Here is an 11,814-nt window from a genome sequence, read left to right on the forward strand (position 1 = left end):
GGACTCCCCGGGGGACACCATGCTGTAGGCTGCCTGACCGCGATTCCGATGCCTCCGGGCTTGCGGTGCAAGGAGGGAGATGCCATGACCAAGACCCTGCTGTTCGCTTGCGATCTGTCCGCCGAGAACCGCGCGGCCTTCGCACGCGCCATCCGCCTGGCCAACGAGAGCGGTGCGCGCCTGGACGTGGTGCACGTGCTCGATCCTCACCTACCGCGCCAAGCCCTGCAGGACCTGGAGCAGGCAGTGGTGGCCGAAATGGAAAGCATGATGACCGATATCCGCGAGGATTACGCCCTGTCGTCCCCTGCCTCGCTGATCCAGACCGTGGCCGGCGCTCCCTACGCCGAGATCATTCGCGAGGCTCACGAACGCGAGGTCGACCTGATCGTGCTCGGCGCCCATCGCAAGCGCGGCCAGCCAGACCTGGTGGGCGGCACCACCCTGGCGCGGGTGCTACGCGGCGCGCCCTGTCCGGTGCTCTCGGTCAGCCATCTGGCCACGCAGGACTGGAACGACATCCTGGTGCCGGTGGACTTCTCGTTGGCCTGCCGTCACACCCTGCGCGAGACGCTCAAACGCTTCCCCGAGGCCAGGCTGACCCTGTTGCATGCCTGGGATATCCCCGGCGAACGCGAGCTCGGCTCGGACAGCGACTACGCCCGCTGGCGGGACCGCGAAGTCGGGCGCCTGCGTACCCAGCTCGAACGCGAGATCGAGCAGATGATGGCCGACTTCGAGGACGTCCCCGAACTCAGCCTGGAGCTCGAACAGGGCGATCCCCTGGAGGTGCTGATGAACCGTCTGCGCCGTCAGCCGCCGGACCTGCTGGCCCTCGGCAGTCGCGGGCAACTGGGGCGCCAGGGGCAACTCACCGAGCGTCTACTGGCCGAACCCCACTGCGACATCATGGTGTGTCGCGCCTGGTAAGGGTCCCGCCTCGCCTGCTTCATGTTACCTTCTCGGCCTGGTTCATCGTCGGGACGAGAGCATCATGCGCGCATTGATTCAACGAGTGAAACGGGCCAGCGTCGAGGTCGAGGAACGCACCGTCGGCGCCATCGACCAGGGACTGCTGGCGCTGGTCGGGGTGGAAAAAGGCGATAACGAGGCGCGCGCCGACAAGCTGCTGCACAAGCTGCTGCATTACCGCGTGTTCGGCGACGCTGCCGACAAGATGAATCTCGACCTGCAACAGGTCAACGGCGGCTTGCTGCTGGTCTCGCAGTTCACCCTGGCCGCCGATACCCGCAAGGGGCTACGGCCCAGTTTCTCCAGCGCCGCACCTCCTGCCGAGGGCGAGCGTCTGTTCCACTATCTCGTCGAACGCGCCCGCCACGCCTGGCCGCACGTGGCCAGCGGCGAATTCGCCGCCAACATGCAGATCTCGCTGGTCAACGACGGCCCGGTGACCTTTCTGCTGGAAAGCTGAAAGCTCGAAGCTCGAAGCTCGAAGCTCGAAGCTCGAAGCTCGAAGCCAAGTTTGCCTCTGCCCCAATGCCCTCAAGGGTTTTCTTCCGGCTTCAAGCTTCCGGCTATTGACCCAGTCTCGTGGCCACTGCCGCCAGGCTTCACTCCCCTAGTTCCGCTTCCATGCTTTCCAGCGCTTCCTCGGCGGCCAGCCACTGCTGTTCGAGCGTCGCGAGGCGCGACTTGAGTTCGCCCTGGCGGGCCAGCGCCGCAGTCAGCTCGTCCTTGCGCGACGGGTCGGTGTAGAGCTCGGCATCGCCCAGGCACGTCTCCACCTCCTCCAGCGCCGCTTCGACCCTGGTCATCTCGGCCTCGGCGCGGTCACGATCACGCTTCAGCGGGCGCAGCTTGTCGCGCAGTTCGGCGGCGGCACGCCGGACTGCCTTGCGATCCTCTCGGGAACCGCTCCCCGCTTCCTGGCGCTGGACCTTGTCCTGGCGTGCCTCGCGGCGTTCGCCTTCCAGGCGTGCCTTGAGCCAGGCACGATAATCGTCGAGGTCACCGTCGAAGGGTGCCACGCGATGATCGGCGACGCGCCAGAACTCATCGACCGTCGCCCGCAGCAAGTGCCTGTCGTGGGAGACGATGATCACCGTGCCCTCGAAACCGGCCAGCGCCTCGGTCAACGCCTCGCGCATCTCCAGATCCAGGTGGTTGGTGGGCTCGTCGAGCAGCAGCAGGTTGGGTTTCTGCCAGGCAACCAACGCCAGCGCCAAGCGGGCCTTCTCGCCGCCGGAAAAGCGCCCCACCGTGCCAAAGACGTCGTCGCCGTGAAAGCCGAAGCCACCGAGGAAGTTGCGAATCTCCTGTTCGCTGGCCGTCGGCGACAGACGCTGGACATGCAGGAACGGCGTCGCCGTCAGCTCCAGTCCCTCCACCTGATGCTGGGCGAAGTAGCCGATCGCCAGGTTCTCCCCGGGCACCCGCTTGCCGGCCAACAGCGGCAGTTCGCCGGTCAGCGACTTGATCAGCGTCGACTTGCCGGCGCCGTTGGGCCCCAGCAGGCCGATGCGTTGCCCGGGCAACAGGGTCAGTTTGACGTCGTCGAGCTGGACGATCTCGCCTTGCTCGCCACGATAGCCGAGGCGCGCCTCGTCGAGTACCAGCAGCGGATTCGAGGTCTTGTCGGCGGCCGGCAGCGTGAAATGAAACGGCGAGTCGACATGGGCCACGGCGATGGTTTCCATGCGCTCGAGCATCTTCAGCCGGCTCTGCGCCTGGCGCGCCTTGGTCGCCTTGGCACGAAAGCGCGCCACGAAGCGCTCGATCTCCTCACGCCGGGCCTGCTGCTTGACGGCCTCGGCCTGCTGCTGGGCCAGCTTCTCGGCGCGAGCACGCTCGAAGGCCGTATAGTTACCGCGGTAAGTCACCAGCCGGCCACGATCGAAGTGCACGATATGGTCGCACACCGCGTCGAGGAAATCGCGATCGTGGGAGATCAGCAGCAGGGTGCCCGGATAGCGGATCAGCCACTGTTCCAGCCACAGCAGGGCATCGAGATCCAGGTGGTTGGTGGGCTCGTCGAGCAGCAGTACATCGGAGGGCATGAACAGGGTGCGCGCCAGGTTGACACGCATGCGCCAGCCACCGGAGAAGTCCGACAGCGGCCGCTCGAGATCGGCCTGGGTGAACCCCAGCCCGACCAGAAGCTGCGCCGCCCGCGCCTGCGCACTGTAACCGTCGAGCGCCTCGATGCACCCGTGCAGTTCGGCCTCGCGATGGGCGTTGCCGCTGGCCTGGGCTTCCAGCAGCGCACGCTCGGTGTCGCGCAGGGCCCGGTCACCGTCGAGCACATAGTCGACGATGGCGCGCTCCAGCGCGGCTACCTCCTGGTCCATGTGGGCGATGCGCTGGCCACCGGACATCTCCACCTGCCCCTGATCCGGGGCGAGTTCGCCGAGCAGCAGCTTGAAAAGACTCGATTTGCCGGCACCGTTGGGGCCGACGATGCCCGCCTTGTGGCCAGCGTGCAGCGTCAGGTCGGCTGCCTCGATCAGCCGCTGAGTGCCGCGTTGCAGACTGAGTTGACGCAGTGCGATCATGCCTGACTCCGGAGTGACAGAAGTTTCGCGCCATCGCGCACCCATCGGCAGGGGAGGCGACAGCCATTCGATGAGCATGGATTCTACCCAATTGTGCCGTCATTTGCGGACCTACTTGCCTCCCGCATCGGCGTTCGGCGCCGCCCGGTCGTGGGCGGTGCCGCTATGGGACCATGCCCTGGCGCTCTACGCCCAGCCCGAGGTGATGACGGCCTGCCTGTACCTGCAGGACGATGCCGGCGTGGATGTCTGCGAACTGTTGTGGGTCTGCTGGCTGCAGGTTCATGGCCTGACGCTCGATGACGATGTCGACAGTGCCCTCGACGACGTCCGCGCCTGGCAGACCGAGATGACACTCCCCCTGCGCCGCCAACGCCGAGCCCTCAAGAAGCGAGCCCTCACCAACCCGGGCCTCGCCGAGCTGCGCGAGACGATCCAGCGCGCCGAGCTGCTAGCCGAACGCGAAACCCTCGTCCGCCTGCAGACCCTGGCCGAACGCGGCCAGGGCATTCGTCCGCTCGGCGCCGAGGATCCGCCCCTGGAAAAACGCTTGGCGTCACGGTTGGGCCTACAGAAAAAACCCCACCTTTCGGCCTTGAAAACCCTAGAAACCCGCCTTGACCCCCCCACGCAGCCACGCTAGCCTCAATTAAGTAGAGACTATTGATTTTCCTGTAATTCAGCCAAACGCAGGCTCCAATCCATCGCCACCATCTGGCTAAGGGGAACATAATAATGAAGGTGCAAAAGCTATTGACCACCGCGAGCGTGAGCGCTCTGATGCTGGGTATGTCCGCCGCGGCCTATTCCGATAACTGGCGCTACGCCCACGAAGAATACGAGGGTGACGTCCAGGATGTCTTCGCCGTCGCCTTCAAGGAACATGTCGAGGGAAATTCCGACCACACGGTGCAGATCTATCGCTTCGGTGAACTGGGCGAATCCGAAGACATCATGGAGCAGACCCAGAGCGGCATCCTGCAGTTCGTCAACCAGTCGCCCGGCTTTACCGGCGCCTTGATTCCCGCGGCCCAGATCTTCTTCATTCCCTATCTGATGCCCACCGACATGGAAACCGTGCTCGAGTTCTTCGACGAGAGCAAGGCCATCAACGAGATGTTCCCCAAGCTCTATGCCGAGCACGGTCTGGAACTGTTGAAGATGTACCCGGAAGGGGAAATGGTGGTCACCACGAACGAGCCATTCACCAGCCCCCAGGGTCTCCAGAACAAGAAGATCCGCGTCATGACCAACCCGCTGCTGTCGGAGACCTACAAAGCCTTCGGTGCCACCCCCACACCGCTGCCGTGGGGCGAGGTCTACGGCGGGCTGCAGACCGGCGTCATCGACGGCCAGGAGAACCCGCTCTTCTGGATCGAGTCCGGCGGCCTGTATGAAGTGTCGCCCCACCTGACCTTTACCCACCACGGCTGGTTCACCACCGCCATGATGGCCAACAAGGAGTTCTTCGATGGCCTGGCCGAGGAGGACCAGCAACTACTGCGCGATGCTGCCAATGCCGCCTATGACCATACCATCGAGCATATCCAGGGTCTGGCCGAGGAGTCGCTGCAGAAGATCAAGGAGAACTGCGACAAGTGCACCTTCACGCGCCTGAACGAAGAGCAGACCCAGGCCTTCAAGGAGCGTGCGCCCCAGGTCGAGCAGGCATTTCTCAACATGACCGGCGAGAACGGCAAGGAACTGCTCGAGCAGTTCAAGGCCGATCTCAAGGCGGTCACCCAAGACGAGGGATAACCGCTTTCGCCTTCCAGCAAGAAGGGGGCAGCCATCGCTGCCCCTTTTGCGTTCGTCATCAGCGCATAGCGTCCACCAAGCGTTGAGGGCTTGCGCTACTCGCTGGCGCGTTTCTATTAGCCTTGGAGCTAGGGTGTATCGGCTGCCCGACAGGGGCTCGCTGAATGAATGGTTCGCTGAGAGGAGTGCGGTTTCATGTCCGACGAAGAAGCAGAAAAACACTACCGCTCTGGTCTGCCGGGCTTCCTGGGGACTATCGATACCGCCATCAGCCATATCGAGGCGGTCATCCTCGCGCTCGGGGTGCTGTTGATGGCCTTCAATACCGTCGCCAATGTCATCGGGCGCTTCGTATTCGGCCAAAGCATCTTTTTCTCCGGCGAGATCAACCGCATCCTGATCATCATGATCACCTTCGCCGGGATCGGCTATGCCGCCCGCCATGGCCGCCACATTCGCATGTCGGCCCTCTATGACGCGCTGCCGGTGGGGGGACGCAAGGCGTTGATGATCTTCATCTCGCTGTTCACTTCCCTGATGATGTTCTTCCTTCTCTATTATTCGATCGTTTATATTCTCGACCTGTATTCCCGAGGGCGTATTCTGCCCGCCCTAGGCTTTCCCATCTTCATCATCTATGTCTGGGTACCGGTCGGTTTCCTGATCACCGGCATTCAATATCTGCTGACCGCGATCAAGAACCTGACCTCGAGAGACGTCTATCTCTCGACCGCGGTCGTCGACGGGTACAAGGATACGGAAACGGAAGTCTGATGCAGGGCTAGCGACCTGGAGGAAGGTTCGATGACAACGATAATGGTCTCCACCATGATAGTCCTGCTGCTGCTGGGCTTCCCGATGATGATTCCGCTGGTCACGGCGGCGGCCATCGGCTTCTACCTGATGTTCAATGGCCTCGGCCAGATGGACACCCTGATCCAGCAGATGATGGCCGGCATTCGTCCCGTCTCCCTGATCGCAGTGCCGATGTTCATCCTGGCCGCCGACATCATGACCCGTGGCCAGTCGGCAAATCGCCTGATCGCCATGGTCATGGCCTTCATCGGCCACATCAAGGGCGGCCTGGCGGTCAGCACGGCGGCTTCCTGCACGCTGTTCGGGGCCGTCTCCGGTTCGACCCAGGCCACAGTGGTGGCGGTCGGCTCACCGTTGCGTCCCAAGATGCTCAAGGCCGGCTATACCGACTCCTTCACCCTGGCGCTGATCATCAACTCCAGTGACATCGCCTTTCTGATCCCGCCGAGTATCGGCATGATCATCTATGGGGTCATCTCGGGTACCTCCATCGGCGAACTGTTCATCGCCGGGATCGGCCCGGGGCTGATGATCCTGTTCATGTTCTCGGTCTATTGCGTGATCTACTCCATCATCAAGGACGTGCCTACCGAGGCCAAGTCCTCATGGCGCGAGCGCTTGACCGCCGTGCAGCAGGCGCTATGGCCGCTGGGCTTCCCGGTGATCATCGTCGGCGGCATCTACGGCGGCATCTTCAGTCCCACCGAAGCCGCCGCGGCCTGCGTGCTCTATGCGATCATCCTGGAATTCGTGGTGTTCCGCTCGCTGAAACTGCCGGACATCTATGCCATCGCCAAGTCCACCGGCCTGATCACCGCCGTGGTCTTCATCCTGGTCGCCGTCGGCAACGGCTTTTCGTGGATCATCTCCTTCGCCCAGATCCCTCAGCAGATCCTGACCGCCGTAGGCGTCCAGGAGGCCGGGCCCATCGGCGTGCTGATCGCCATTTGCGTATCCTTCTTCGTGGCCTGCATGTTCGTCGACCCCATTGTGGTGATCCTGGTGCTGACCCCCATTTTCGCCCCGGCCGTGGCAAGCACCGGGCTCGACCCCGTGCTGGTGGGCGTTCTGATCACGCTGCAGGTGGCGATCGGCTCGGCGACGCCGCCCTTCGGCTGCGATATCTTCACCGCCATCGCCATCTTCAAGCGACCCTATTTCGATGTAATCAAGGGCACTCCACCGTTCGTCTTCATGTTGATCCTGGCCGCGGCCCTGCTGATCATGTTCCCACAGATCGCCCTGTTCCTCAGGGACCTGGCCTTCGCCGACTAAATCCGCATGAAGGGGCTGTGTCATGTTCAAGAAGATTCTGGTGCCAGTCGATGGTTCGAAAGGTGCCCTGGCGGCGTTGGAGAAGGCCGTCGAGCTGCAGAAACTGACCGACGCCGAGCTGTATATCTTGTGCGTGTTCAAGCATCACAGCCTGCTCGAAGCATCGCTGTCGATGGTACGCCCCAAGCGGCTCGACATTCCCGACGATGCGCTCAAGGAGTATGCCACCGAGATCGCCGTGCAGGCCAAGCAGCAGGCCATGGAGCTTGGCGCCAGCAAGGTGCGCGCCTTCGTCAAGGGCGGGCGCCCCTCGAGCACCATCGTGCGCTTTGCCAGGAAACGCGATGCCGACCTGATCGTGATCGGCTCGCAGGGCACCAATGGCGAAAAGTCGGCTTCCATCCTGGGCAGCGTCTCCCAGCGCGTCGCCAGCATGGCCAAGTGTCCGACGCTGGTGGTCTGATGCCGACACCGGATGCGGAACCCTTCGAGTCCTGATAGAGTCCGAAGGTTGGGATTTCGAATTCTATTTGAGGACACTACATGAAGACACTGGTGACCGCGACGGCCCTTTCCTTGCTTGCCGCCGCTCCGCTGGCTCTGGCCGCCCCGGAAAGCGACGAGGAAAAGCTCAGTTACAGCCTGGGCGTCACCCTGGGGCAAAGCCTGGCGGAGGACGTCACCGACCTCGACCTCGAGGCCTTTACCCAGGCGATCGAGGATGTCTATGCCGGCAATGAGCTGGCCATGAGCGAAGAGGAGATGGCCGAGGCCCTGACTCGCTTCCAGCAACAGGCCATGGCCGAGCGCCAGGCGCAGGCCGAAGAACAAGCCGCCGCCAACCGCGAAGCCGGCGAGGCCTTCCTTGCCGACAACGCCGCCAAGGACGAGGTTGAAGTCACTGATTCCGGCCTGCAGTACAAGGTGCTGGCAGAGGGTGACGGCGCATCGCCAAGCGCCGAATCACAGGTCGAAGTGCACTATGAGGGCAGCCTGCTCGACGGCACCGTGTTCGACAGCTCCTATGAGCGTGGCGAGCCGGTCAGCTTCCGCGTCAACCAGGTCATCGAAGGCTGGCAGGAGGCGTTGCAACTGATGAGCGTCGGCGACACCTGGATGCTCTACATTCCTTCCGAGTTGGCTTACGGTCCCCGCGGCCAGGGCCCCATCGGTCCCAACGAGACCCTGACCTTCAAGGTCGAGTTGCTCGACGTCACCGAATGATGCCGGCGGCATGAGGTCGGCAATCCTGATCATCGCCATCGCGCTGGGCCTTGCAAGCCCCGCGGTGGCCGATGACCCACCGCTCTCCCCGCTGCCCGTGCTGACGATCGACCCCGAGGCGATCAGCGTGATGGGCGTATCATCCGGAGGCTACATGGCGACGCAACTGGCGGTCGCCTTTCCCGCGCGTTTCCACGGTCTGGGAGTGTTCGCTGCTGGCCCCTGGGGCTGCTCCCGGGGTGACCTGAGCCGTGCCCTGGGACAGTGCATGCTGACCCGGCTTGGTCCTCCCGACCTGGCCGCCCTGGCCGAGCGGCGAGACGACTATCAGGCCGATGGCCTGGTCGGGCCAGCCCGGGAGCTCGCCGATCAACGGGTCTATGTGTGGCATGGCGAGGCCGACACTACCGTCGACCCGACGCTCGGCGTGTGGCTCGCCGAACAGTACCGCACCTGGCTCGCCGACGGTGATGCCCAGTTGAAACTCGTACTGGAGGAGGGCGCGAACCATGGCTGGCCGGTGAGTGACCGGGAGGGGGAGGTTCGCTTGGCCGACTGCGGCGAGGGCGGTGGCCCCTACCTCCTGGACTGCGACATGGATGGCGCCGGTGAGGCGCTGACGTGGTTATACGGCGGGCTCGAGGCCCCGCAGGAGTCGCCTCGCGGCATGCTGTGGACATTCGACCAGGCCCCCTTCGAGGGTGGCCGCGGCTTCGACGAGCGGGGGTATCTGTTCGTGCCCAAGGCTTGTGAGGAGGGGGCCGAGTGTGGCCTGGTGGTAGCGCTGCATGGCTGCGAGATGGGACGCGAGCGTATCGACGAGACGTTCGTGCGGCACAGCGGGCTGAACGAGTGGGCCGCCGCCAACGCGCTGGTGGTGCTCTACCCCCAGGCCAAATCCAGCCTACCCAATCCCCGCGGTTGCTGGGACTGGTGGGGATATGCGGAAAGCACCTGGCGACTCGCCCCGACCCACGACACCCGCGATGGCCGCCAGGTACGTGCCATCATGACCATGATCGAGCAACTCGCCGGCCTGGCACCACCGCAAGGCCCCGAACGCCACTGAGCTCTCCATCCCGGTCATTGCCTGAGGCATCAGCGCCTTCCCAACTCACTCTCCAGCGCCACGACCAGGCTGTGCGGGTTGGGCGAATACAGCACCCGCTGACGAATCCGGCCCTCACGATCGACCAGATACAGCGACGAGCTATGATCGACGGTGTATTCCATCTCGGAATTGTCCATCTCGACCTTGCGCCAGAAAATACCGTAACGGTCGGCGATATCCTCGAGCTGCTCCTGGCTGCCCCGGGCACCGATGAAGGATTCCCCGAAATAGCCGACATACTCTTCCAGGCGTTCGAGGGTATCGCGCTCGGGGTCGACGGTGATCATGACCGGCATGACCCGCTCCGCGACGTCCTCATCCAAACGCTGCAGCGCCTGACGCATCACGGCCATGGTCATGGGACAGACATCCGGGCAGTAGGTATAGCCGAAGAACAGCACCGCAAGCTGATCGTCCTCGAGCTGAGCCAGCGAGAAATCCCCTTGTGTCGAAGGCAGGGCCACCTCGCCCCCCTCCAGCCCATCGCCGCTAGAGGTCCGATACTGCTGGAACGCCCAGGCCCCAATGGCCACGGCCACCAACAACACCACTCCAAGACCCATCCAGATACTGTGTCGCTTCACCACGGCCGCCTCACCTCGAAATCGAACCAACTTCCCTGACGCCCCTGGGGTGTCTCGATGACCACCTGCGCTCGCCAAGGCATGACCGCCTCGGTACAGACACCGATCTGGCCATCACCACGAAAGTGCCCTTCTCCCACCGGCTGCAGAGGGAAGCGATTGAGCCCCATGGACATATCGCGCCCCACGAACTCGACCGCAACCGCTTCGGCGTCGACACCCTCGACCCGCACCTCGATGGGCAGCACTTGCAGTGCCTGCAATTCGCCGTCGAGCTCGAGGACGAGGCGCGTACCCAACCCCAGGCTGGCTTCGCAAGGCCCACGATGCAAGTCACAGGACTTGGCCGGCGGATACCAGGTCACGTCCTCCCGACTGCCACGCAGGTAATAATCAACGAGATACCACAACGCCACCACGATCGTCACCAGCGTGACCACGATCAGCAGGTTGAGCAGTGGCGAGCGCGGCGCGTCGTCATCCTGGTGAGGCAATGGAAGTGTCATGGCGGCGAAAGAAGCACTCCAGAAACGGCAGGGAAACGGTAAGCTTACCAGCTATTGCCCGCACCATGGCTGCGGACGGATGTCGCAGCCCGACCATCACGCAAGGAGACGATATGGCTGGCGTCGATAACGCCCTGGGACCGCTGTTTCTACTGATTCTACTCGGCGCAGTGCTCGGCTGGCGACGCCTGCCCGGTGGCGATTTCTGGCCCCAACTCGAGCGCCTCGTCTACTTCCTGTTGTTCCCCGCCATGCTGCTCTCGACACTGGCGACCGCCGATGTCAGCCGGGTGCCGGTGCTCCGCGTGGCCATTGCCCTGCTCGGCGCCATGCTGCTCTTCGCCATGGCGCTGTGGTCACTGCGTTCACGACTGCGGCTGGCAGCACCGGCCTTCACGTCGGTGTTCCAGGGCGCGCTGCGCTTCAACACCTATGTCGGCGTGGCCGGTGCCAGTGCCCTGCACGGCCATGCCGGCGCCACCGTGGCCGCCGTGGCGGTGGCCTTGATGGTCCCCGTGGTCAATGTGCTGTGCGTGGCGAGCTTCATCGCCGCCGGTACCCTGGGGCCCGCAAGCCTCGGACGCAGTCTCGCCGCCCTGTCTCGCAACCCCCTGATCCTGGCTTGTGTCGCCGGGATCGCCCTGAATCTCAGTGGCATCGGCCTGCCCGGCTGGAGCGAGGATACCGTCTCGCTACTGGGCCGGGCGGCGCTTCCCCTGGGCCTGATCGCGGTCGGCGTGGCCCTGCGGCCCCGCGCCCTGACACGCCTCGACCGAGGCGTGTGGACGACCAACCTGATCAAGCTACTGCTGATGCCGGCTTTGGTGCTGGGCCTGACCGCGACCCTGGGGCTCGATCCCGTCAGCCGCGATATCGCCTTGCTGTTCGCCGCTCTGCCTACCGCCACGTCCGCCTATATCCTGGCGCGCCAGCTAGGCGGGGATGCCGAACTGATGGCTGCCCTGATCACCGGGCAGACGCTGCTGGCGATGCTGACGCTGCCCCTGTGGCTGACGCTAACCGGCTGA

The 11,814-nt window shown here is 63.9% G+C and carries 13 protein-coding genes; 10 read left to right on the forward strand and 3 right to left on the reverse strand.

Annotated features, from left to right (window positions below):
• Nucleotides 1-84: 84 nt before the first annotated feature.
• Both ACFOEV_RS18805 and dtd read left to right on the forward strand, forming a co-directional pair.
• Nucleotides 85-930, forward strand: coding sequence for a universal stress protein (locus tag ACFOEV_RS18805; protein ID WP_386776431.1), 846 nt, complete (start codon nt 85-87; stop codon nt 928-930).
• Between the two features lie 64 nt (nt 931-994).
• Nucleotides 995-1,432, forward strand: coding sequence for a D-aminoacyl-tRNA deacylase (gene dtd / locus ACFOEV_RS18810; RefSeq protein WP_386776432.1), 438 nt, complete (start codon nt 995-997; stop codon nt 1,430-1,432).
• Between the two features lie 139 nt (nt 1,433-1,571).
• On the opposite strand, the gene ACFOEV_RS18815 is transcribed toward dtd, so the two are convergent.
• On the reverse strand, nt 1,572-3,512 hold the full coding sequence (locus ACFOEV_RS18815; protein WP_386776433.1) for an ABC-F family ATP-binding cassette domain-containing protein: 1,941 nt from the start codon (nt 3,510-3,512) through the stop codon (nt 1,572-1,574).
• A gap of 70 nt (nt 3,513-3,582) precedes the next feature.
• Between ACFOEV_RS18815 and ACFOEV_RS18820 the strand changes: the two genes are divergently transcribed.
• The 7 genes from ACFOEV_RS18820 (at nt 3,583) to ACFOEV_RS18850 (ending at nt 9,654) form a co-directional block, all read left to right on the forward strand.
• On the forward strand, nt 3,583-4,155 hold the full coding sequence (locus ACFOEV_RS18820; RefSeq protein WP_386776434.1) for a TIGR02444 family protein: 573 nt from the start codon (nt 3,583-3,585) through the stop codon (nt 4,153-4,155).
• 92 nt (nt 4,156-4,247) lie between these two features.
• Nucleotides 4,248-5,270, forward strand: coding sequence for a TRAP transporter substrate-binding protein (locus ACFOEV_RS18825; RefSeq protein WP_386776435.1), 1,023 nt, complete (start codon nt 4,248-4,250; stop codon nt 5,268-5,270).
• Between the two features lie 195 nt (nt 5,271-5,465).
• Nucleotides 5,466-6,044: a TRAP transporter small permease gene (locus ACFOEV_RS18830; RefSeq protein ID WP_386776436.1), complete on the forward strand. Its 579-nt coding sequence runs from the start codon at nt 5,466-5,468 to the stop codon at nt 6,042-6,044.
• A 30-nt stretch (nt 6,045-6,074) separates the two neighbouring features.
• Nucleotides 6,075-7,361 (forward strand): TRAP transporter large permease, encoded by a 1,287-nt coding sequence (locus ACFOEV_RS18835; RefSeq protein WP_386776437.1) that lies wholly within the window; start codon nt 6,075-6,077, stop codon nt 7,359-7,361.
• Nucleotides 7,362-7,383: 22 nt separating this feature from the next.
• Complete coding sequence (locus ACFOEV_RS18840) at nt 7,384-7,824, forward strand: universal stress protein (RefSeq protein WP_386776438.1); 441 nt, start codon at nt 7,384-7,386, stop codon at nt 7,822-7,824.
• Nucleotides 7,825-7,904: 80 nt separating this feature from the next.
• A complete protein-coding gene (locus ACFOEV_RS18845; RefSeq protein WP_386776439.1) occupies nt 7,905-8,585 on the forward strand; it encodes an FKBP-type peptidyl-prolyl cis-trans isomerase in 681 nt (226 codons plus the stop codon).
• Nucleotides 8,586-8,595: 10 nt separating this feature from the next.
• Nucleotides 8,596-9,654 carry an extracellular catalytic domain type 2 short-chain-length polyhydroxyalkanoate depolymerase gene (locus tag ACFOEV_RS18850; protein ID WP_386776440.1) on the forward strand — a complete coding sequence of 353 codons (1,059 nt, stop codon included), beginning with the start codon at nt 8,596-8,598 and terminating at the stop codon, nt 9,652-9,654.
• Nucleotides 9,655-9,683: 29 nt separating this feature from the next.
• Here the strand turns inward: ACFOEV_RS18850 and ACFOEV_RS18855 are convergent, their stop codons facing one another.
• Nucleotides 9,684-10,280: an SCO family protein gene (locus ACFOEV_RS18855; RefSeq protein WP_386776507.1), complete on the reverse strand. Its 597-nt coding sequence runs from the start codon at nt 10,278-10,280 to the stop codon at nt 9,684-9,686.
• Nucleotides 10,277-10,786, reverse strand: coding sequence for a hypothetical protein (locus ACFOEV_RS18860; protein WP_386776441.1), 510 nt, complete (start codon nt 10,784-10,786; stop codon nt 10,277-10,279). Before ACFOEV_RS18860 ends, ACFOEV_RS18855 begins: the two co-directional genes overlap by 4 nt.
• A 113-nt stretch (nt 10,787-10,899) precedes the next feature.
• Here ACFOEV_RS18860 and ACFOEV_RS18865 point away from each other — a divergent pair, with 113 nt between their 5' ends.
• Entirely contained in the window at nt 10,900-11,814 is a 915-nt protein-coding gene (locus ACFOEV_RS18865; protein WP_386776442.1) for an AEC family transporter, read from the forward strand.

Source organism: Litchfieldella rifensis (genome assembly GCF_042646605.1).
Classification (GTDB): Bacteria; Pseudomonadota; Gammaproteobacteria; order Pseudomonadales; family Halomonadaceae; genus Litchfieldella; species Litchfieldella rifensis.